The organism is Micromonospora sp. NPDC005252 (genome assembly GCF_042872475.1).
Taxonomy (GTDB): Bacteria; Actinomycetota; Actinomycetes; order Mycobacteriales; family Micromonosporaceae; genus Micromonospora.
Map to the genome: position 1 here is coordinate 594,529 of NZ_JBIAKN010000004.1, position 21,769 is coordinate 616,297.

The following is a 21,769-nucleotide window of genomic DNA, read 5'->3' on the forward strand; positions in this document are numbered from 1 at the left end:
CTGGAAGGAGCACGCATGACGCCCGAGGAGATCCTGGCCACCGACCGGGCGCACGTCTGGCACCCGTACGCCGCGCTGCCACCGGCGAACCCGCCGTACGTGGTGCGCGGCGCCGAGGGCGTACGGCTGACCCTGGCCGACGGCCGGGAGCTGGTGGACGGCATGTCGTCCTGGTGGGCGGCGATCCACGGCTACCGGCACCCGGTGCTGGACGCGGCCGTGACCGACCAGCTCGGCAGGATGAGCCACGTGATGTTCGGCGGGCTGACCCACGAGCCTGCGGTGCAGCTCGCGCGGACCCTGGTCGCGCTGGCCCCGGAGGGTCTGGAGCAGGTGTTCCTGGCCGACTCCGGCTCGGTCAGCGTCGAGGTGGCGGTCAAGATGTGCCTGCAGTACCAGCGGGCCATCGGGCGGCCACAGCGGCGCCGGCTGGCGACCTGGCGGGGTGGCTACCACGGCGACACGTTCCACCCGATGAGCGTCTGCGACCCGGAGGGCGGGATGCACCACCTCTGGGGCGACGTGCTGCCCCGGCAGATCTTCGCCCCGGTGCCGCCCGGCGGCTTCACCGACCCGCCCGACGAGGCGTACGTGGCGGCGTTGGTGGACACCGTCGAGCGGCACGCCGACGAGCTGGCCGCGGTAATCGTCGAGCCTGTCGTCCAGGGCGCCGGCGGGATGCGGTTCCACCATCCGGGTTACCTGCGGGTGCTGCGCGAGGTGACCCGCGCGCACGGGGTGCTGCTGATCTTCGACGAGATCGCGACCGGGTTCGGCCGTACCGGCGCGATGTTCGCCGCCGAGCACGCCGGGGTGGCCCCGGACGTGATGTGCGTGGGCAAGGCGCTCACCGGGGGCTACCTGACCCTGGCCGCGACGCTGTGCACCGCCGAGATCGCCCGGGGCATCTCCGCCGACGGCGTGCTGGCCCACGGGCCCACCTTCATGGGCAACCCGCTGGCCTGCGCGGTCGCCAACGCCTCCATCGGGCTGCTGCGGGCCGGGGACTGGGCGACGCAGGTGTCCAGGGTCGGCGCCGGCCTGCGCGCCGGCCTGGAGCCGCTGCGCGCCGCCCCGGGCGTGGCCGATGTGCGGGTGCTCGGGGCGATCGGGGTGGTCCAGCTCGACCACGAGGTCGACCTCGGCGCGGCCACCGCGGCGGCCGTCGAGCGGGGCGTCTGGCTGCGGCCGTTCCGCGACCTGATCTACACGATGCCGCCGTACGTCACCGACGACGCCGACCTGGCCCGTATCGCGGCCGGGGTGGCGGCGGCGGTGGCGGCCGGCTGAGCGGTCCCGGTCAACGAGTACGCACCGAGGCGGTCCGCCGCCCGGACGAGAAGGGAAGTGCACAGATGGAGAGCTTCGGCACCCGACTGCACCGGGCCGTCACCGAGCGCGGGCCGCTCTGTGTGGGCATCGACCCGCATCCCGGTCTGCTGGCCCGGTGGGGCCTCGCGGACGACGTCGACGGCCTCGACCGGTTCTCCCGGACCGTGGTGGACGCCCTCGGTGACCGGGTTGCGGTGGTCAAGCCTCAGTCGGCCTTTTTCGAGCGATTCGGATCCCGCGGTGTGGCGATCCTTGAGTCAACTATCCGACAGTTACGAGAAGCCGGTTCGCTCGTTCTTCTGGACGTCAAGCGTGGCGACATCGGCTCAACGGTCAGCGCGTACGCCTCCGCGTACCTTGATCCATCCAGCCCGCTGTATGTCGACGCGGTCACGGCCAGTCCCTACCTGGGAGTAGGTTCGCTGGCGCCGATGTTCGAGTTGGCCGCCCAGCACGGCGGCGGGGTCTTCGTGCTGGCCCTCACCTCGAACCCCGAGGGCGCGGCCGTGCAGCGGGCCCGTACGGCCGACGGGCGGACCGTCGCGCAGACCGTGATCGACGAGATTTCCCAGCTCAACCGGGGTGCGGACCCCCTCGGCAGCTTCGGTCTGGTGGTCGGCGCGACCATCGGTGACACCGGTCATGACCTCTCCGGCGTGGGGGGTCCGCTGCTCGCTCCAGGGCTCGGCGCGCAGGGTGCGGGTGCCGCCGATCTGCGTACCGTGTTCGGTTCCAGCCTCGCTTCGGTGCTCCCGTCGTACTCCCGGGAGGTCCTGTCGGCGGGACCGGACGCGGACGCCCTGCGGGCCGCCGCGGACCGGGTGGCGGGCGAGTGCCGGGCCGTTCTGGCTGCCCGGTGACTGACTGACGGCTCGGTCACTTTGCGATGATCATCGCGCGCCCACGTTGCCGAAAGCTCCGTTGACCGCTAGTTTTCCCCGCGCTGGGAACCACGGACCCCTTGGTTCACAGCGACACCACGTTTCACAGATGCGGCGGTGCGCCCCGCCCGCCGCGATAGGGACCTGAGGAGAACTGGTGCCGCTCCCGTCACTGACCCCCGAACAGCGCGCTGCCGCGCTCGAGAAGGCCGCGGAGATCCGCAAGGCCCGTGCCGAGCTGAAGGAGCAGCTCAAGCAGGGCAAGACCACCCTCGGTGCCGTCCTCGAGCGGGCCGAGAGCGACGACGTCGTGGGCAAGCTCAAGGTTTCGGCCGTCCTGCAGGCGATGCCGGGCATCGGCAAGATCCGGGCTACCCAGATCATGGAGAAGCTCAAGATCGCTGACAGCCGTCGCCTGCGTGGCCTCGGCGAGCAGCAGCGCAAGGCACTGCTTGGAGAGTTCGCCGCCAACTGAACCTGGCAGCGTGTAGAAACAAGCAGTGAGCACGGATGACGAGGCGCGCCCGGCGGCTCGGCTCACTGTCCTGGCTGGACCTTCGGGTTCCGGCAGGGAGAGTGTCGTCGAGCTCGTTCGGGCGCGTTTCCCGTCCGTGTGGATCCCGGTGCCGGCAACGACCAGGCCGCGCCGGGAACCGGAGGTGGACGGAGAGCAACGGGTCTTCCTCGCCCCGGCCGAGTTCGAACGCCGGGTGGCCACCGGAGACCTGCTGGAGTGGTCCCGGATCGGCGCGTACCACCGGGGCACCCTCGACCCGCCGCTGCGCGCCCGGCTCGACGCCGGGCAGCCGGTCCTGCTCCCGCTCGACGTCGCCGGGGCCCGGCTGGTGCGGGCGCGACTGCCCGCCGCGCGGCTGGTGCTGCTGATCCCGCCCGGGCACCGGCCCGACGCCGCCGTGGCCGCCGCCTTCGCGCACACCCTGACGCACGACCACACCGATCGGGTCGCCGACGAGCTGGTAGGCTTACTCGGTTCTTCTTATCCGGATCCGGCCTGGTCGCGTGTACGCGGCTGACGGCCGGCCGCCGTTGAGACTCAGCACCGCGTCCGCGCGGCTCGAAAGACGCAGAGGTTAATTCGTGGGATCCATCGCCAACCCCGAAGGCATCACCAACCCGCCGATCGACGAGCTCCTTGAGAAGACGACGTCGAAGTACGCGCTGGTCATCTTCGCCGCCAAGCGCGCGCGCCAGGTCAACGCCTACTACAGCCAGCTCGGTGAGGGCCTCCTGGAGTACGTCGGTCCGCTCGTCGAGACGACCCCGCAGGAGAAGCCCCTCTCCATCGCCATGCGCGAGATCAACGCGGGCCTGCTCACCGCTGAGCCGACCGACCAGCCGTAAACCCGCACCCGTCGATGTCCGCCTCGATCGTCCTCGGGGTCGGCGGCGGCATCGCCGCCTACAAGGCGTGTGAGCTGCTGCGACTCTTCACCGAGTCGGGCCATCGGGTCCGGGTCGTGCCGACCGCGTCGGCGCTGAAGTTCGTCGGGGCGCCGACCTGGGCGGCGCTCTCCGGTCAACCGGTCGCCGACGACGTCTGGTCCGACGTGCACGAGGTGCCGCACGTCCGCCTCGGCAAGCAGGCCGACCTGGTGGTGGTCGCGCCGACCACCACCGACCTGCTGGCCAAGGCCGCCCACGGGCTCGCCGACGACCTGCTGACCAACACGCTGCTGACCGCCCGCTGCCCGGTCGTGCTGGCTCCGGCCATGCACACCGAGATGTGGGAGCATCCGGCCACCGTCGCCAACGTCGCCACGCTGCGGGCCCGGGGCGTGCGGGTCATCGAGCCGGCCGTCGGGCGGCTCACCGGCGTCGACACCGGCAAGGGCCGGCTACCCGACCCGGCGGAGATCTTCGCGGTCGCCCGCCAGGTCCTCGCTCGGGGCGTGTCCGCCCCCGCCGACCTGGCCGGCCGCCGGGTGGTGGTCACCGCCGGCGGCACCCGCGAGCCGCTGGACCCGGTCCGTTTCCTCGGCAACCGCTCCTCCGGCAAGCAGGGCTACGCCTTCGCCCGGTCGGCGGTCGCCCGGGGCGCGCGGGTCACGCTGATCGCGGCCAACGTCTCCCTCGCCGACCCCGCCGGGGTCGACCTGGTCCGCGTCGGCACGACCGCCGAGCTGCGCGAGGCGACCCTCAAGGCCGCCGCCGAGGCCGACGCGGTCGTGATGGCGGCGGCTCCGGCCGATTTCCGACCGGCGACGTACGCGCCTGGCAAAATCAAGAAGTCGGACGACGGTGTCGCTCCCACCATCGAGCTCGTCACGAACCCGGACATCGCGGCGGAGCTCGGCCAGCGCAAGCGACCGGAGCAGGTGCTGGTGGTGTTCGCCGCCGAGACCGGCGACGCGGAGGCCAACGGCCGGGCGAAACTCGCCCGGAAGCGGGCCGACCTGATCGTGGTCAACGAGGTCGGCCCGGACCGGGTCTTCGGCGCCGACACCAACACGGTGACGGTCATCGGCGCAGACGGCTCGGTGAGCCGTCTGCCGGAGCAGGCCAAGGAGGCCGTGGCCGACACCGTGTGGGACCTCGTCGTGGCGCGGCTGGCCAACCGCTCCTGACGGGTGGAACAGCGCGCGACCGACCCCGACACCGGCCGCAGCGGTGACTAGACTGCCGCGGAACGACCTCACACGCTTAGGAGTGCCGTGACACGCCGCCTCTTCACGTCCGAATCGGTCACGGAAGGCCACCCGGACAAGATCGCCGACCAGATCAGCGACGGCATCCTCGATGCGCTGCTCGCCGAGGACCCGCACAGCCGGGTCGCGGTCGAGACCATGATCACCACCGGCCAGGTCCACATCGCCGGTGAGGTCACCACGAAGGCGTACGCCGACATCCCCACCATCGTCCGGCGCACCATCCTCGACATCGGCTACGACTCGTCGAAGAAGGGTTTCGACGGCGCGTCCTGCGGGGTCAGCGTCTCGATCGGCGCGCAGTCCGAGGACATCGCGCAGGGCGTGGACAACGCCTTCGAGCTGCGGACCGGTGCCTCGGAGAGCGCGCTGGACGCCCAGGGCGCCGGCGACCAGGGCATGATGTTCGGCTTCGCCTGTTCGGAGACCCCCGAGCTGATGCCGCTGCCCATCGCCCTGGCCCACCGGCTGGCCCGCCGGCTCGCCGCGGTGCGCAAGGACGGGACCATCCCGTACCTGCGCCCGGACGGCAAGACCCAGGTCACCATCGAGTACGAGGGGCTGCGCCCGGTCCGCCTGAACACCGTTGTGGTGTCCAGCCAGCACGCCGCGGACATCTCGCTGGAGTCGCTGCTCACCCCCGACGTGCGCGACTCCGTCATCGCGCCCGAGCTGGAGAGCCTCGGTCTGGACACCGACGGCTACCGGCTGCTGGTCAACCCGACCGGCCGGTTCGAGATCGGCGGCCCGATGGGTGACGCCGGCCTGACCGGCCGCAAGATCATCGTCGACACCTACGGCGGGTACGCCCGGCACGGCGGCGGCGCGTTCTCCGGCAAGGACCCGTCCAAGGTGGACCGCTCGGCCGCGTACGCGATGCGCTGGGTGGCCAAGAACGTGGTCGCCGCCGGCCTGGCCGAGCGGTGCGAGGCGCAGGTCGCCTACGCCATCGGCAAGGCGCACCCGGTGAGCCTGTTCATCGAGACGTTCGGCACCGAGACCGTGCCGGTGGCCTCGATCGAGAAAGCCGTCTCCGAGGTGTTCGACCTGCGTCCGGCCGCGATCATCCGGGACCTCAACCTGCTCCGCCCGATCTACCAGCAGACCGCCGCGTACGGCCACTTCGGCCGGGAGCTGCCGGACCTGTCGTGGGAGAGCACCGACCGGGCCGCCGACCTCAAGTCGGCCGCGGGAGCCTGACCGCCACCAGGCGTAGCGACCGGCGACCCGCGGACGGGTCGCCGGTCGCGCGCGTCTGCGTGGACGTCGCGCTGGCGCACCTGGACCGGCCGTTCGACTACCTGGTGCCGGCCGAACTCGACGACGTGGCGGTGCCCGGCACCCGGGTGAAGGTGCGCTTCGCGGGGCAGTTGGTCGACGGCTGGCTGCTGGCCCGGGCGGACGACTCCGGGCACACCGGCCGGCTCGCCTACCTGGAGAAGGTCGTCTCGCCCGAGCCGGTGCTGGCCCCCGAGATCGCCCGGTTGGCCCGGGCGGTCGCCGACCGGTACGCGGGCAACCTGGCCGACGTGCTCCGGCTCGCCGTGCCACCCCGGCACGCCCGGGTCGAGAAGGAACCCCACGACGAACAGCCCACCCCGACCCCCGAATCCGGTGCTGCCAGCGACGCGGTTGGCCCCGTCGAGCCGGGGGAGGCCGTCGTGCCGGGGGAGGCCGTCGACCCGAGAGGGTGGCGGGACTACCCGACCGGGCCGGCGCTGCTGCGGGCGCTCACCGACGGCCGGGCGCCCCGCGCGGTCTGGTCCGCGCTGCCCGGCGAGAACTGGGCAGCCCGCTACGCCGACGCGGTGGCCGCCACCGTCGCCGGTGGGCGGGGGGCCGTTGTCGTGGTGCCCGACGCCCGTGACCTCGACCGCCTCGACGCCGCGCTGACCGGCGTGCTGGGCCCGGGGCGGCACGTCAGCCTCTCCGCCGCCCTCGGGCCGGCCCGGCGCTACCGGGCGTTCCTCGCCGCCCGGCGCGGGCAGGTGCCGGTGGTCATCGGGACCCGGGCCGCGATGTTCGCCCCGGTGCCCCGGCTCGGTCTCGTCGCCGTCTGGGACGACGGGGACGACCTGCACTCCGAACCCCGGGCGCCCTATCCGCACGCCCGCGACGTGCTGCTCACCCGGGCGCAGCTCGGCGAGGCCGGCGCGCTGGTCGGCGGGTACGCCCGTACGGCCGAGGCACAACTGCTGCTGGAGACCGGCTGGGCCCGGGAGGTGGTCGCCGACCGGGCCACCGTGCGGGCGCGTATCCCGGCCATCGCGCCGACCGGTGACGACCCACAGCTCGCCCGTGATCCCGGTGCGGCCACCGCGCGGCTGCCCAGCCTCGCCTGGACGGCCGCCCGTGACGCCCTCCGGGCGGACCTGCCGGTGCTCGTGCAGGTGCCCCGGCGGGGCTACCTGCCCTCGGTCTCCTGCGCCGACTGTCGTACCCCGGCGCGCTGTGCGCACTGCGCCGGCCCGCTCGCGCTGCCGTCGGCCGGCGGCACCCCCGCCTGCCGGTGGTGCGCCCGGGTCGCCGCCGCGTACGCCTGCCCGCAGTGCGGCGGGCGGCGGCTGCGCGCCGCGGTGACCGGTGCCCGACGTACCGCCGAGGAGCTGGGCCGGGCCTTTCCCGACGTGCCGGTGCGGACCTCGGGACGGGAGGAGGTGCTGACCGACGTGCCCGGCGGTGCGGCGCTGGTGGTCGCCACCCCCGGCGCCGAGCCGGTCGCCGAAGGCGGCTACGGCGCGGTGCTGCTGCTCGACTCGTGGGCCCTGCTGACCCGGGCCGACCTGCGTGCCGGCGAGGAGGCGCTGCGCCGGTGGCTGGCCGCGACGGCCCTGGCCCGCCCGGCGCCGGCCGGCCGGGTGGTGGTGGTCGCCGACGGCGCGCTCGCCCCGGTGCAGGCGCTGCTGCGCTGGGACGCCGCCTGGTTCGCCGGCCGGGAACTGGCCGAGCGCCGCGAGCTGGGTTTCCCGCCGGCGGTGCGGATGGCCAGCGTCACCGGCCCGGCCGAGGCGGTGGCCGACCTGCTCGCCGCGGCCCGGCTGCCCGGCGACGCCGAGGTGCTCGGGCCGGTGCCGGCCGACGAGGGGCGCGAGCGGATGCTGGTCCGGGTGCCCCGGGCGCGGGCCGCCGCGCTCGCCGAGGCCCTGCACTCGGCCGCCGGGGTGCGCACCGCCCGCAAGGCCGCCGATCCGGTTCGTCTCCAGGTCGATCCGCTGAGCCTGTTCTGACCGTTTTCCCAGGGCGCGGCCGCTTTCCCGGGGGGCGCGGCCGGCGGGCGGAAGCCGGCCTGACGGGTGGCGCCCGCACACCGCGTCCGGCAAAGCGCTGGCGCCGAGGTGGTAGCATCGCCCGTCATGCTCGGTCGTACGACGGCCCCAGGTCACGGCACCGCCCGAAGGCGGGCGGGCCGGGAACGCGCCGGTCGGACGCGATGTCGATGATGTCAGGAAGCCGGTTATCAGGGGTGGACCAGTCGTGACCGTTCGACAATCGATCGTCTTCAACGGCGACCTCGGCAGCGGCAAGAGCACCGTGTCGGTGGAGATCGCCAAGCGGCTCGGCATGCGCCGGGTCAGCGTGGGCGACCTCTACCGGGAGATGGCGCAGCAGCGGCAGATGACCGCCCTGCAGCTCAATCTGCACGCCGAGCTGGACCAGGCCGTCGACGGTTACGTCGATCAGCTCCAGCGCGACATCGCCGCCTCCGGCGAGCATCTGATCATGGACTCGCGGCTGGCCTGGCACTTCTTCACCGACGCGCTCAAGGTGCACATGATCACCGAGCCGGGGGAGGCGGCCCGTCGGGTGCTGGCCCGCCCGTCCGGCCCGGCGGAGAGCTACGCCTCGCTGGAGGAGGCGAAGGCCAAGCTCCGCGAGCGCAGCGAGAGCGAGCGCAGCCGGTTCATCGTCCGCTACGGGGTGGACAAGGCACGGTTGCGCAACTATGACCTGATCTGCGACACGACCCGGGCCTCCGCCGCCGAGGTGGTCGAGCACATCATCGCCGCGTACGAGGGCACGCTCGGCGCCGACGTGCTGCGCGACGGCTCGCCGCTGCTGCTGCTCGACCCGGCGCGGATCTACCCGACCGAGGACATCGCGACCCTGCGCGGGCTCTGGGACAGCGAGTTCGTCGGCGACGTGGCCGAGGCCGGCGACGAGTCCCTGGAGCCGCTGAAGATCGGCTTCACCGGCGAGTACTTCTTCGTCGTCGACGGTCACCGTCGGCTCAGCGCCGCCGTCCAGAACGGTTTCTCCCTGGTCCCCGCCCAGTTGGTCGCCGAGGTCGACGAGCCGGTGGTGGGCGGGATGAGCGCCGTGGACTACTTCGCCGCGCACGTGCGCCCCGGCCTGGTCTACGACTGGGAGGCGGCCCACAAGATCCAGTTGCCGCTGCCCGAGCCGGCGCTGCTCGGCGGCGACGCCGTGCTCGCCGCGGACCGGGGCGTCGGCGCCTGAGCCCAGCGCGGAACCGGACCGGCGCGCGGGGTGCGCGCCGGCCCGGCCGTCGGGTCGACCGACGGTTCGCCGCGAGGCGTCAGCCCAGGACCACGCCCGAGGCGCCGACGCCGGCCATGCCGGAGAAGATGTCCTCGTAGTACATCCGCCAGGCACACACCCGCCCGGTGGGGACGTAGCCCGTACACGCCGTCGCGGTGTTGGTGTCGTCGATGGCGGTGTTCGTGCCGGTCGCCCAGACCTGGAGGGTGTTCGCCGGGTTCACGATCTCCACCGGGCCGCCGCTGTCGCCCTGGCCGACGGCGTTGGTGCGGGTGGTGTTCTCGGCCTGCACCTGGCCACAGACCGTGCCGAAGTTACGCACGTTGATGCACAGGTTGCGGGCCTTCACCTGGATCGAGCAGCGGGTGCCGGAGTACGCGCCGGAGGTGCACACCCAGTTGCCGACCTGGCTGGCCTGCGCGCCGATCACCTGGTTGCTGAACTCGCTGACCACCCCGCCGGCCGCGTCGGTGCTGTTGTTGAAGACCCGGCCGCCGGAGCTGCCGGCGATGAGCAGGGTGTCGCTGCTGACGTTGCGGGTTCCGACGGTGCCGATCGTCTGCCCGGTCGGGTCGGTCGCGAGGACGTTGAGGTTGGCGCAGTGCGCTGCGGAGAGCATCCGCGACACCCCGCCCTGGAAGACCCCGAAGCCGGTCGAGCAGCCGCCACCGGTGGCGGTGTTGCGCCACGCTGCGCCACCCCACCAGGGCGACGTGTCGTCCCACCGGGTCGCGGGCGCGGCGGCGACGCCGGTCTGCACGGTCACCGGGACGCCGGCGAGAGCCGTCGCGCCGAGCAGCCCGCTCTGCGTACCGACGAGCAGGCCGGCGCCGTCGGCGCGCGGCCCCACCGTGGTGATCTTGTCGCCGGCCGTGGCGCGCAGCCGGTCGGCCGCGACCATCAGCTCCCGCTGTGAGTACGCGGCGGGCAGCACCGTCGTCGCGACGGTGGCCCGCGCGTTGGCCACGAGGCGGGCCGGCGGCTCGCCCTTCCAGTAGACCTGGAGCTGACGGGTGGTGGGATCGGCGACGATACCGGCGAAGCCGGAGTTCGCGCTGCGCTGCGCCCCGTTGGTGATCTGCGCGGCGGCGGTGTTCATCCGCTGCTGCAACCCGAGTAGCTCCGACCAGGAGGCGAAGCCGCCGGGCACCGCCGTGCTGTCGACGAACGATCCGGTGGTGGTGGCCTTGCCTTTCGGCGCGGCGGTGGCCGGTGCGGCGCTCACGCCCGCGACGAGCAGCGTGAGGCCGCAGGCGGTGACGGCGATGCGACGCAGCATCGTCGTGGACCGTCGAACGGTCGGGTGTGGACGGATCATCTGGTGCCCCTTCCCCAGGGTTTCGTGGCGCGGGCCGAACCCGCACCAGGGACGGTGGCACGAGACGTCGGTTCAGCACGGCGATCCTGGACGGGACTGGACACCGTCGGACACCGCCGGACGGGGCAGAGGTCCGATGTGGAACTGTCAGACATCGGCCGCCTCCTATCTAGCGGTGTGTGACCGCAACTAGCCTGCCCGTGTCGGCACCCGGGGCGGCCGGGTGACCGGTAGGGGGTGGGGGCCGCATGTCCGACCAACGGGTACCGTCCGGCGTTCGTCGAGCACCGCAGGGGCCGCCCGCGGCGTTCGACGTGGCCCGCGGCGGTGTCGAGGCGCAGACCCTGTCAGAGCTGGCCGGCCTGTTGCGCCAGCTGCGCCGCCGCGAAGCCCGGCAGCAGGGGGAGACGCGGCTGACGTACCGGCAGTTGGCGGCGAAGACCGGCTGGTCGCGCGGGATCATCGGGGAGTACTTCGCCGGCCACATCCTGCCCCCGCCGGAGCGGTTCGACGCGCTCATCCGGCTGCTCGGGGCGACCCCCACCGAGCAGGGAGTGCTGGCCACCGCGCGGGACCGGATCGAGGAGCGACGTCGACGTCCGACGCGGGACCACGCGGCCACCGGCCGGGCGGGCGCCGGGGCCGTACGGGCCCGCAGCGGCGGCACCCGGGCCGCCCCGACCCGCTTCCCCGTGCCCCGCCAACTGCCCCCGGCGCTGCCCGGATTCGTCGGACGTGCCGCCCAGCTCGCCCAGCTCGATGTCGCCTGTGCCGGCCTGGACACCTCCGGCGACGGCGGCCGGGCGCCGGCCACCGTGGTGACGCTGTCCGGCACGGCCGGGGTGGGCAAGACGACGCTGGCGGTGTACTGGGCGCACCGGGTCGCCGACCGCTTCCCGGACGGCCAGCTCTACGTCGACCTGCGCGGATTCGACTCCACGGGAACGGTGGTGACGACCGTCGAGGCGGTACGGGGTTTCCTGGAGGCCCTTGAGGTGCCGCCCGCACGGATCCCCACCCACCTACCCGCGCAGGTGGGGCTCTACCGCAGCCTGCTCGCCGGTCGCCGGATGCTGGTGCTGCTGGACAACGCCCGCGATGCCGACCAGGTTCGCCCGCTGCTGGTCGGCAGCCCGACCTGCCTGGTCCTGGTGACCAGCCGTAACCTGCTGGCCGGCCTGGTCGCCACCGAGGGTGCCCGGCCGGTCGGCGTCGAGCTGCTCAGCGCCGCCGAGGCCTGGCAGCTGTTGGCCCGGCGGCTCGGCGCCGACCGGTTGGCGGTCGAGCCGCAGGCCGTGGACGAGATAATCGAGCGATGTGCGCGGCTGCCGCTGGCCCTGGCGGTGCTCGCCGCGCGGAGTGCGGCGAATCCCGCCTTCTCCCTGGCCACCCTCGCCGCCGAGTTGCGCGCGGCGCCGCGCCCGCTGGACTCCTTCGACGGTGGCGACGCCGGCACCGACGTGCAGGCAGTCTTCTCCTGGTCGTACCGGAGCCTCACGCCCGCGGCGGCACGGCTGTTCCGGCTGTTCGGCTGTCACCCCGGCCCGGACATCGGGGTCGCCGCGGCGGCCAGCCTGGCGGGGCTGCCCCGGGAGCAGGTGCCCCGGCTGTTGGCGGAGCTGGCCCACGCCCATCTGGTCAGCGAGCACGCCCCCGGCCGGTTCGGCGCGCACGACCTGCTCCGGGCGTACGCCGCCGAGCAGGCCGACCGACTCGAGCCGCCCGAGGCACGGCGGGCCGCGATCCGGCGCGGGCTGGACCACTACCTGCACACCGCGCACGCGGCCGCGCTGCTGCTGCAGCCGGGGCGCGATCCGGTCGCACTGGCGGCGGCCCCACCGGGTGTGGCGCCCGAGGAGATCACCGACCACGCGCAGGCGCTCGACTGGTTCACCATCGAATACCCGGTGCTGCTGGCGGCGGTCGCGCACGCGAAACGTGCCGGTTTCGACGGTCACGCCTGGCAGCTCGCGTGGACGCTTGTGGACTTTCTGCAACGCCGGGGGCGGTGGCCGGATCTGGCCGTCGCCCAGCGGACCGCCCTGGCCGGGGCGCGGCGGGCGGGGGACCGACTCGGGCAGGCGAACGCCCACCGCGACCTCGCCCGGGTGCTGTCCCGGCTGGGCCGGGTGGACGAGGCGGCGAGCAACTACCGGCAGGCCCTGGCGCTCTTCGGGGCGCTGGGTGACCACACCGGGCAGGCGCGTACCCACCGGGCGTTCGGCGCGATGCTCGACGGCCTCGGCCGGTACGCCGAGGCGCTGGACCACGTGCGGCGGGCTCTCGCGCTGTACCGGGACGCCGGCCATCTGGCCGGGGAGGCCAGCGCCCGCAACGCGGTGGGTTGGGCGCACGCCCAGCTCGGCCAGTACCGCCCGGCGCTCGCCCACTGCGAGCAGGCGTTGGCGCTGCTGCGCCGGACCGGGGACCGGCACGGTGAGGCGAACACCTGGGACAGCCTCGGCTTCATCCACGCGCGGCTGGGCGACCACCGGGAGGCGGTCCGCTGTTACGGGCGGGCGCTGCGGCTGTACCGGCGGATCAGCGACCGCTACGACGAGGCGGACACCCTCGCCCGGCTCGGCGAGAGCCGGCGCGCGGCGGGGGACCCGGCCGGCGCGGCGCGTACCTGGCGGCGTGCCCTGGGCATCCTCGACGACCTCGGTCACCCCGACGGCGAGCGGGTCCGCGCCCTGCTGGCCGGGGCGGCGGCCGGCCGGGGCGAAGCGGGGTGACGCTGGGCACACCGGCGGTGGCCGATCGAGGTACGCCGGCCGGGGCGCTCGGGAGCACTCCGTAGACTGGTACGGCACCGCTCGCCCGCCTGATGAAGGAGCCGTCCCGCGTGACCGTCCAGCCCATCCGTCTTTTTGGGGATCCGGTGCTGCGCACGCCGGCCGATCCGGTGGTCGACTTCGACGCCGAGCTACGGCGGCTCGTCGCCGACCTCACCGACACGATGCGTGAGCAGAACGGCGCCGGCCTGGCCGCGCCGCAGCTCGGTGTCAGCCTGCGGGTGTTCGCCTTCGACGTCGACGACGTGCTCGGGCACCTGGTCAACCCGGTGCTGGAGTTCCCGGACGAGGAGGAGCAGGACGGCCCCGAGGGCTGCCTGTCCATCCCCGGGCTCTACTTCGACACCAAGCGCCGGCAGAACGTCATCGCCAAGGGCTTCAGCTCGTTCGGCGACCCGATGCAGATCGTCGGCACCGGCCTGATGGCGCGCTGCGTGCAGCACGAGACCGACCACCTCGACGGGGTGCTCTTCCTGGACCGACTGGACCCGGAGGGGCGCAAGGAAGCCATGAAGGCGATCCGCCAGGCCGAGTGGTACGACGCGGCGGCCCCGCCCACGGTCAAGCTCAGCCCGCACATCAGCGATCCCTTCGGTCTGGGTCGGTGACCCGGATGCGTGTGATCTTCGCCGGTACGCCGGCGGTGGCCGTGCCCGCCCTGGCCGCCGTCGCGGCCTCCCGGCACGAGCTGGTCGCCGTGGTCACCCGGCCCGACGCGCCCGCCGGGCGGGGGCGTGGCCTGTCCCGCTCCCCGGTCGGCGCGTGGGCCGACGAGCACGGCGTCGAGGTGCTGACGCCGGCCCGCCCCCGCGACCCGGAGTTCCTCGACCGGCTGCGCGAGCTGTCCCCGGACTGCGTGCCGGTGGTCGCCTACGGCGCGCTGGTTCCGCCGGCCGCCCTGGAGATCCCCCGGTACGGCTGGATCAACCTGCACTTCTCGCTGCTGCCCGCCTGGCGGGGCGCCGCGCCCGTGCAGCACGCCGTGCTGCACGGCGACGAGCTGACCGGTGCCAGCGTCTTCCAACTGGAGCAGGGCCTGGACACCGGCCCCGTCTTCGGCACCCTGACCGACGAGATCCGCCCCGGCGACACCTCCGGCGACCTGCTGGAGCGGCTCGCCGACTCCGGCGCCGGGCTGCTGGTGGCGGTGCTCGACGCGATCGCCGACGGCACCGCGCGGGCCGAGCCGCAGCCCGCCGACGGGGTGTCGCTGGCGCCGAAGCTGACCGTGGAGGACGCCCGGGTGCGCTGGGGTGACCCGGCCTTCGCGGTGGACCGGCGGATCCGCGCCTGCACGCCGGCCCCGGGGCCGTGGACGACCTTCCGGGACGAGCGGGTGAAGCTCGGCCCGGTCGCACCGGTGGCCGACGGCCCGGACCTGAAACCAGGGGAGTTGCTGGTGGAGAAGAACCGGGTGCTGGCCGGCACGGCCACCGTGCCGGTGCGCCTCGGCGAGGTCCGCGCCGCGGGCAAGCGCGCCATGGCGGCCACCGACTGGGCGCGCGGCGTCCGCGTCAGCGCCGGCGAGGGTCTCGCGTGACGGCCCCGGAGGGGACGCGTCCGTTCCGAGGCGGTTCGTCCGCCGGCCGCGGCGGCGACCGCCGGCCGACCCGGCCGCCCCTGGACCGGCCACGACGCGTGGCGTACGAGGCGGTGGCCGCCGTGCACCGCGACGACGCCTTCGCCAACCTGGTGCTGCCCACCATCCTGCGCGAGGAGGGGCTGTACGGCCGCGACGCCGCGTTCGCCACCGAGCTGACCTACGGCACCCTGCGCCACCTCGGCACGCTCGACGCGATCCTGAGCGACGCGTCCGGGCGGGACGTGGCCCGCATCGACCCGCCGGCGCGCGACGCGCTGCGGATCGGGGCGTACCAGCTGCTGCACACCCGGGTGCCTCCGCACGCCGCCGTGTCGTCGACCGTGGACCTGGTCCGCTCGGTCGCGCCGGGCGCCGCCGGGTTCGCCAACGCGGTGCTGCGCGAGGTGTCCACCCGCGACATCGACGGGTGGGTGGCCAAGCTCGCCCCGCCGATCGAGACCGACCCGGTCGGGCACCTGGCGCTGGCGTACAGCCACCCGCAGTGGATCGTGCGGGCCTTCTCCGAGGCGCTCGACGGCGACCTGGGCGAGACCGCCCGGCTCCTGATCGAGGACAATGAGCGTCCCCCGGTGCACCTGTGCGCCCGTCCCGGCCTGATCGACCCGATCGAGCTGGCCGACCAGGTCGGCGGCGCGCCCGGCGCCTTCTCGCCGTACGCCGTCTACCTTCCCGGCGGCGCCCCGGGCGACGTGCCGGCGGTGGTCGACGGTCGCGCCCACGTCCAAGACGAGGGCTCCCAACTCGTGGCCGCCGCGCTCGCCGACGCGCCGCTGGACGGCCCGGACGGGCGCTGGCTGGACCTGTGCGCCGGTCCGGGCGGCAAGGCCGGCCTGCTCGGCGCGTTGGCCGCGCAGCGCGGCGCCCACCTGACCGCCGTGGAGGTGGCCGAGCACCGGGCTCGGCTGGTGTCCCAGGCGACCCGGGGTCTGCCGGTGACCGTGGTGGCCACCGACGGTCGTGAGGTCGGCGCGGACCCGAAGCTGCCGGAGGGCCACTTCGACCGGGTGCTGGTGGACGCCCCGTGCACCGGGCTGGGCTCGCTGCGTCGCCGGCCCGAGTCGCGCTGGCGCCGCCAGCCCTCCGACCTGCCGCCGTTGACCCGGCTGCAGCGGGAGTTGCTGGGCGCCGCGCTGCGGGCGGTCCGACCGGGCGGGCTGGTCGCCTACGTCACCTGCTCGCCGCACACCGTCGAGACGCACGTGACGGTCACCGAGGCGGCTCGCCGCAGCGGCGTGTCGGTGGACTTCGTCGACGCCCGACCGCTGCTGCCGGCCGGCATGCCCGGCCTGGGCGACGGCCCCACCGTGCAGCTCTGGCCGCACCGCCACGGCACCGACGCGATGTTCCTCGCCGTCCTGCGCAAGGGCTGACAGCCGCCCCGCGCGAGGGCTGAACGCGACACCGCACCCGGCCGAGCCGGCCGGGTGCGGTCGTGCCGGCCGGAATCAGGTGACCGGGAGGCCCTTGGTGCCGGCGTTCTTCAGCGAGCGGGTCAGGTCCCGGTCGCTGATCCAGAGGAAGCACTGCACGCCGCGGTTGCCGTTGCGCCACTCCTGCTCGTACGGCTGGTAGTAGATCGTTCCGGCGCGGAAGTCGAGCTGCGAGTTGTCGGGCACCTTGGCGTACTTGGCCGTCACCGACTGGCACGCCCGGTGGGTGCGCTTGGTGGTGCGGTTGAACTCCGCGTAGCTGATGTCCGGGGCCTGCCAGATCCCGACGAACTCGGCGTGGTGCTTGGCGGTGCAGGACACCGCCACCATCTCCTCGATCTTGTCCTTGTCCAGCTTGGGGTTGAAGCAGCGGTACGCCAGCGGCGACGCGCCGGTCAGGGCACCCCGCAGGCTGCCGGTGCGCAGGTCGACGGCGGTGTCGTCGATGCTGGCGATCTCGGTGACGTCACAGCGGTACCAGCGGGCCCCGCCGGCCCAGGCGGCCGGCGAGGGCAGCACGACGGCGAGCCCGAGGCGCCCGGAGCGCCAGTCGGCACCGACGGCCTTGTTGACCTCCGTCTCGCAGCCGGCCTGCGCGGCCCGCATGCCCACCGAGCCGGGCGGCGGAGGTGTGCCGCGTTCGGTGCCGGGGCCGGTGAGCGTGCCGACGTGCAGGGTCTCCACCCGGTGCGACTCGGCGCACTCCATGGGGTTGTAGCCGCTGAGGAAGCCGACCTGCTGGGAGGAGTGGTGGCAGACGCCGGCGGCGGGGACGAACTGCTGCGCCACCACGGGCGCCGGCCAGTCGTCGATGAGGTCACGGTCGACTCCGGCGGGTGCGCCACAGCCGGTGAGCGCCAGGGCCACCACCGCGCCCCCGGCAATCGCCGTCAACCACCGTCGCATCGTCGACCTCCCGCCGCTGGTGACCTCCGGACGGCCCCCAGCCGGCCGGTAGCGCCACGGCGCAGCAGCATACGGCACCGCGACTCAGATCGCGGGCAGTCCCTCGGGGCCGGCGCCGCGCATCGAACGGGTGAGTCTGCGGTCGTCGCTCCACAGGAAACAGCGCACTCCACGGTCGCCCTCCTCCCATTCCCGCTGCGACGGTGGGTAGTAGATGGACCCGGCCCGGTACGGCAGGTCGCTGTTGTTCGGCACGGCCGCGTACGTGGCGATCAACGCCATGCAGCGCCGGTGCGCCTGCTCGCCCGCGCGGGTGAACTCGGCCCAGCTCATGTCCCGTTCCTCGTAGACGCCGACGAACTCGGCGCGGTGCGGCTCGGTGCAGAGCACCGGGGCCATGTAGTTGAGGTTGTCGCCGATCAGCTTGGGGTCGAAGCAGCCGTGGGTCAGCGGGGTGTCGCCGATCAACGCCCCGCGCAGGCTGCCGACGCGGTTCACCGGCCGGGTGTTGTCGATGCTGTCGGTCTCGCTGAGGTCGCAGCGGAACCAGCGTGCGCCGCCGGTCCAGGCTGGGCCGCTGGGCAGCGAGAGCGTCAGGGTGAGCCGGGCCGTGTGCCAGTCGCCGCCGAGCACCTCCCGGGCCCGCTGGTCGCACTCCGAGCGGGCCGCGCGCAGCGCGGTCGAGCCCGGGCCCGGCCGGGTGCCGGCCTGCGCGGCCGTGCCGGTGAACGTGCCGACGTGGATCGCCTCGGCGAGGTGGCTGCGGGCGCAGTCGACAGTCTCGTACGTGCTGGCCTGCACGACCGAGGTGATCCGGGGCAGGCAGGTGTCGGTGGCGGGGGTGAACGGTCTTGGAACCCGCAGTGCCGGCCAGTCGTCGGTGAGGTCACCGTCCGCGCCTCGTGCCGGACCGCAGCCGGCCAGCAGCATCGTCGTGATGCCGACCAGCGCCAGCGCTGGAAGCCACCGTCGCATCGTCCGCCCTCCCGGGAGCTGGCGACCGGTCACCGCGCCCCGCGGCGCGACCCCGGCGGGCGTGCAGCCTACGGCACCGTCCCGGTTGGAGTGTCGTCGCGTTTCGGTCGATCGGCCAGCCACTGATGTCTGTTCGTCCGGAATCGATGGCCCGGACCGGCTTATTCTGCACTACTGGTCACTGCTGGATCACAGCGTGTCGGAGTTGGTGCCGTGCTGCGGGCGGCGGGTGGCCGCGTTCGTACACTGGCCCCGTGACCGTACCGCCGCCGATCGTCGCGCCGAGCATCCTGGCCGCCGATTTCGCCCGCCTCGCCGAAGAGGTCCGTGCCGTCGAGGACGCCGCGGACTGGTTGCACGTGGACGTGATGGACAACCATTTCGTGCCCAATCTGACCATCGGGCTGCCCGTGGTGCAGAGCCTGCGAGCCGCCACCACGATGCCGTTCGACGTGCACCTGATGATCTCCGACCCGCGTAGGTGGGCCCCCGGCTACGCCGACGCCGGGGCGTACAACGTCACGTTCCACGCCGAGGCGGCCGACGACCCGGTGGCGCTCGCCAAGGACCTGCGCTCGGCCGGCGCGAAGGCCGGGCTGGCCATCGACCGGGACACCCCGATCGAGCCGTACCTGGAGCTGCTGCCCAGCTTCGACACCCTGCTGATCATGACGATCAAGGCGGGCTTCGGCGGGCAGCGGTTCATCCCGCAGCTGCTGGACAAGGTCCGCGCCGCCCGCCGGCACGTCGACGCCGGCCACCTGGAGCTGCGCATCGAGGTGGACGGCGGGATCGCCGCCGACACCATCGAGCAGGCGTCCGCCGCCGGCGCCGACGCGTTCGTGGCCGGCACCGCCGTCTACGGCGCCGCCGACCCGGCCGAGGCGGTCCGGCGACTGCGGGCCCTGGCGGAGCGCGCGGCGCCCGGGGCCTGAGGTGGAGCCGGAGGCCGACCGCAAGGACATCATCCTCGTCGTCGACGACGACGCGGACATCGCTCGGTTCGTCGAGTTCAACCTGCGGTTGCACGGCTTCGAGGTGATCCACGCCAGTGACGGCCAGGAGGCCCTGGAGGTCATCGAGCGGCAACGGCCGGACCTGGCCGTGGTCGACCTCATGATGCCCCGCATCGACGGGCTGGAGCTGACCCGACGGCTGCGCGCCGACCCGATGACCTCCGCCATTCCGGTGATCATGTTGACGGCCAAGGGGATGACCGTCGACAAGGTCCACGGGCTCAGCGCCGGCGCGGACGACTACCTGGTCAAGCCGTTCGACACCGCCGAGCTGGTGGCCCGGGTCTCCTCGACGTTGCGCCGCAACAAGGAGTTCCGGGAGGTCTCCCCGCTGACCGGGCTGCCCGGCAACAGCCGGATCCGGCGGGAGATCAGCGACCGGGTCCGGCACGGGGTGGACTACGCGGTCGGCTACATCGACATCGACCGGTTCAAGAGCGTCAACGACCGGTACGGCTTCGTGCGTGGCGACGACTTCATCTCCGCGCTGGCCCGCAGCCTGCACCGGGCGGTGGTGGCGGTGGGTCTGCCGCCGGCGTTCCTCGGTCACGTCGGCGGCGACGACTTCGTGATCGTCTGCGCGCCGGACCAGGTCCGCCCGCTGACCTCCCGGGCGGTGGTCGACTTCGAGAAGTCCGCCGACACGCTCTACGACGCCACCGACCGTGAGCGCGGCTTCGTCGAGCTGAAGGACCGGCGCGGCAACATCCGCCGGGCCGCCCTGGTCACGCTGTCCATCGGCGTCTCCCTCTCCGACGCCGGCAAGCGGTTCACCGACCCCCTGGAGGCGATCGCGGTGGCCTCGGAGATGAAGACGGTCGCCAAGAGCCAACCGGGGTCGTACGTGGCGGTGGACCGGCGGCGCGGCGTCACCTGACGCGTGATCCCGCTGTGAACTAGCTCGCCTGGATAAGGACACACCGCGTTCGGCGTGTAAGACTGCGGAGTACCCACCACGCGCTGGCGGGACTCGGTGAAATTCCGAACCGGCGGTGATCCACGGTCCAACCGTGGTCAGCCCGCGACCCGGACGGCTTGCCGCCCGGTGGACCTGGTGAAAATCCGGGGCCGACGGTTGGGGGCGGTTCGTCCGCGCCCAGACAGTCCGGATGGGAGACAGCGCGCGGGACGGACGGGTCCGAGCCGGCCGCTGGCGTCAGCGTGCCGTGCCGCCCATCCGGGTCGGCTGTGCCGTACCCGGACTCCGCCGCCGCCTGCCCGCGGTCCATGCCGCCTCCCTGACCGCCCGCGCGCGGACCGGCGAGTGAGAGGGCAGAACAGGGCGATGGCCAGCGTCTCCGTCGATGAGGCGATGCGGCGTGCGATCGAGCTGGCGGCTCGCGGGCTGGGCACCACCAGCCCCAACCCGGTGGTCGGGTGCGTGCTGCTCGACGCCGACGGCGAGGTCGTGGGGGAGGGCTTCCACGCCTACGCCGGTGGGCCGCACGCCGAGATCGTCGCGCTGGCCCAGGCCGGCCCGCGCGCCGAGGGCGGCACCGCGGTCGTCACTCTGGAACCCTGCGACCACACCGGCCGCACCGGCCCCTGCAGCACCGCGCTCGTCCAGGCCGGGGTGGCCCGCGTGGTCATCGCCGTGCCCGATCCGAACCCGGTGGCCTCCGGCGGCGCCGCCACGTTGCGCGCCGCCGGGGTCCAGGTGGATCTGGGGGTACGCGGCGACGAGGCCGAGGCCGGCAACGTCGCGTGGTTGACCTCGATGCGCCGGGGCTGGCCGTACGTCATCTGGAAGTACGCCGCCACCGTCGACGGCCGGTCCGCCGCCGCGGACGGCACCAGCATGTGGATCACCTCGGAGGCGGCCCGGATCGACGTGCACGCGCTGCGCGGCACGGTCGACGCGGTCGTCGCCGGGGTGGGCACCGTGCTCGCCGACGACCCCCGGTTGACCGCCCGCAACCTGCGCGACGGCAGCCTGGCCATCCGGCAGCCGCTGCGGGTGGTGGTGGACAGCTCGGGGCGTACCCCCTTCGACGCCCGGGTCCGCGACGGCGCCGCGCGGACGTGGATCGCGACCGCGGCCGAGGTGGGCGCGGGCCCGGACGGCCGGGTCGACCTGTCGGCGCTGCTCGCGGCGCTGCACCAGCGCGGGGTCCGCGCGGTGCTGCTGGAGGGCGGCCCCCGGCTGGCCGGCGCGTTCCTGGCCGCCGGCCTGGTCGACAAGATCGTCGGGTACGTCGCGCCCCGGCTGCTCGGCGCCGGCCCCACCGCCCTGGTCGACGCGGGAGTGACGACCATCGCTGAGGCCATCGATCTGGAGTTCGTGGACGTTACGCAGGTCGGTCCGGATCTCCGGATCACCGCTTTGCCCCGCAAAAGGGAGGGCTGA

The 21,769-nt window shown here is 73.8% G+C and carries 19 protein-coding genes and 1 riboswitch; of the genes, 16 read left to right on the plus strand and 3 right to left on the minus strand.

Features of this window, described 5'->3' with window-relative positions; genetic code table 11:
• Positions 1-15 precede the first annotated feature (15 nt).
• The 9 genes from ACFYPH_RS15770 (at position 16) to ACFYPH_RS15810 (ending at position 9,337) form a co-directional block, all read left to right on the plus strand.
• Positions 16-1,290 carry an adenosylmethionine--8-amino-7-oxononanoate transaminase gene (locus ACFYPH_RS15770; RefSeq protein WP_387182252.1) on the plus strand — a complete coding sequence of 425 codons (1,275 nt, stop codon included), beginning with the start codon at positions 16-18 and terminating at the stop codon, positions 1,288-1,290.
• Positions 1,291-1,355: 65 nt separating this feature from the next.
• Positions 1,356-2,192, plus strand: coding sequence for an orotidine-5'-phosphate decarboxylase (gene pyrF / locus ACFYPH_RS15775; protein ID WP_354862960.1), 837 nt, complete (start codon positions 1,356-1,358; stop codon positions 2,190-2,192).
• A gap of 178 nt (positions 2,193-2,370) precedes the next feature.
• Positions 2,371-2,688, plus strand: a complete 318-nt coding sequence (mihF, locus tag ACFYPH_RS15780) for an integration host factor, actinobacterial type (protein ID WP_007458370.1) — start codon at positions 2,371-2,373, stop codon at positions 2,686-2,688.
• Positions 2,689-2,713: 25 nt separating this feature from the next.
• Entirely contained in the window at positions 2,714-3,247 is a 534-nt protein-coding gene (locus ACFYPH_RS15785) for a guanylate kinase (protein ID WP_354862959.1), read from the plus strand.
• Positions 3,248-3,311: 64 nt separating this feature from the next.
• Entirely contained in the window at positions 3,312-3,575 is a 264-nt protein-coding gene (rpoZ, locus tag ACFYPH_RS15790) for a DNA-directed RNA polymerase subunit omega (protein WP_007075826.1), read from the plus strand.
• A 14-nt stretch (positions 3,576-3,589) separates the two neighbouring features.
• A complete protein-coding gene (gene coaBC, locus ACFYPH_RS15795) occupies positions 3,590-4,798 on the plus strand; it encodes a bifunctional phosphopantothenoylcysteine decarboxylase/phosphopantothenate--cysteine ligase CoaBC (RefSeq protein WP_354862957.1) in 1,209 nt (402 codons plus the stop codon).
• An 87-nt stretch (positions 4,799-4,885) separates the two neighbouring features.
• Positions 4,886-6,079 carry a methionine adenosyltransferase gene (gene metK / locus ACFYPH_RS15800; RefSeq protein WP_354862956.1) on the plus strand — a complete coding sequence of 398 codons (1,194 nt, stop codon included), beginning with the start codon at positions 4,886-4,888 and terminating at the stop codon, positions 6,077-6,079.
• 59 nt (positions 6,080-6,138) lie between these two features.
• On the plus strand, positions 6,139-8,106 hold the full coding sequence (locus ACFYPH_RS15805; protein WP_355067096.1) for a primosomal protein N': 1,968 nt from the start codon (positions 6,139-6,141) through the stop codon (positions 8,104-8,106).
• A gap of 247 nt (positions 8,107-8,353) precedes the next feature.
• Positions 8,354-9,337: an AAA family ATPase gene (locus tag ACFYPH_RS15810; protein WP_354857784.1), complete on the plus strand. Its 984-nt coding sequence runs from the start codon at positions 8,354-8,356 to the stop codon at positions 9,335-9,337.
• 79 nt (positions 9,338-9,416) lie between these two features.
• On the opposite strand, the gene ACFYPH_RS15815 is transcribed toward ACFYPH_RS15810, so the two are convergent.
• Positions 9,417-10,697 (minus strand): hypothetical protein, encoded by a 1,281-nt coding sequence (locus tag ACFYPH_RS15815; RefSeq protein ID WP_387182258.1) that lies wholly within the window; start codon positions 10,695-10,697, stop codon positions 9,417-9,419.
• A 248-nt stretch (positions 10,698-10,945) separates the two neighbouring features.
• Here ACFYPH_RS15815 and ACFYPH_RS15820 point away from each other — a divergent pair, with 248 nt between their 5' ends.
• The 4 genes from ACFYPH_RS15820 to ACFYPH_RS15835 all read left to right on the plus strand — a co-directional run bounded on the left by ACFYPH_RS15820 (position 10,946) and on the right by ACFYPH_RS15835 (position 16,465).
• The gene (locus tag ACFYPH_RS15820) at positions 10,946-13,432 is read left to right on the plus strand and encodes an ATP-binding protein (protein WP_387182261.1); all 2,487 of its coding nucleotides are present in this window, start codon (positions 10,946-10,948) and stop codon (positions 13,430-13,432) included.
• A 110-nt stretch (positions 13,433-13,542) separates the two neighbouring features.
• Positions 13,543-14,100: a peptide deformylase gene (gene def / locus ACFYPH_RS15825; RefSeq protein ID WP_354857793.1), complete on the plus strand. Its 558-nt coding sequence runs from the start codon at positions 13,543-13,545 to the stop codon at positions 14,098-14,100.
• A gap of 5 nt (positions 14,101-14,105) precedes the next feature.
• Entirely contained in the window at positions 14,106-15,032 is a 927-nt protein-coding gene (fmt, locus tag ACFYPH_RS15830) for a methionyl-tRNA formyltransferase (protein WP_355136414.1), read from the plus strand.
• Positions 14,987-16,465, plus strand: coding sequence for an RsmB/NOP family class I SAM-dependent RNA methyltransferase (locus tag ACFYPH_RS15835; protein ID WP_387182363.1), 1,479 nt, complete (start codon positions 14,987-14,989; stop codon positions 16,463-16,465). Before fmt ends, ACFYPH_RS15835 begins: the two co-directional genes overlap by 46 nt.
• Positions 16,466-16,540: 75 nt before the next feature.
• Here ACFYPH_RS15835 and ACFYPH_RS15840 read toward each other — a convergent pair whose 3' ends face one another.
• Positions 16,541-17,431: a septum formation family protein gene (locus ACFYPH_RS15840; protein ID WP_355136416.1), complete on the minus strand. Its 891-nt coding sequence runs from the start codon at positions 17,429-17,431 to the stop codon at positions 16,541-16,543.
• Positions 17,432-17,515: 84 nt separating this feature from the next.
• Positions 17,516-18,406, minus strand: coding sequence for a septum formation family protein (locus tag ACFYPH_RS15845; RefSeq protein ID WP_387182265.1), 891 nt, complete (start codon positions 18,404-18,406; stop codon positions 17,516-17,518).
• Positions 18,407-18,660: 254 nt separating this feature from the next.
• On the opposite strand from ACFYPH_RS15845, the gene rpe reads away from it, so the two are divergent.
• The 3 genes from rpe to ribD all read left to right on the plus strand — a co-directional run bounded on the left by rpe (position 18,661) and on the right by ribD (position 21,769).
• Entirely contained in the window at positions 18,661-19,341 is a 681-nt protein-coding gene (gene rpe, locus ACFYPH_RS15850; protein ID WP_354857803.1) for a ribulose-phosphate 3-epimerase, read from the plus strand.
• Between the two features lies 1 nt (position 19,342).
• Positions 19,343-20,299: a response regulator gene (locus ACFYPH_RS15855; protein ID WP_355067104.1), complete on the plus strand. Its 957-nt coding sequence runs from the start codon at positions 19,343-19,345 to the stop codon at positions 20,297-20,299.
• 78 nt (positions 20,300-20,377) lie between these two features.
• A riboswitch (FMN riboswitch) is annotated at positions 20,378-20,547 on the plus strand.
• Positions 20,548-20,707: 160 nt separating this feature from the next.
• Positions 20,708-21,769, plus strand: a complete 1,062-nt coding sequence (gene ribD, locus ACFYPH_RS15860) for a bifunctional diaminohydroxyphosphoribosylaminopyrimidine deaminase/5-amino-6-(5-phosphoribosylamino)uracil reductase RibD (RefSeq protein WP_354857808.1) — start codon at positions 20,708-20,710, stop codon at positions 21,767-21,769.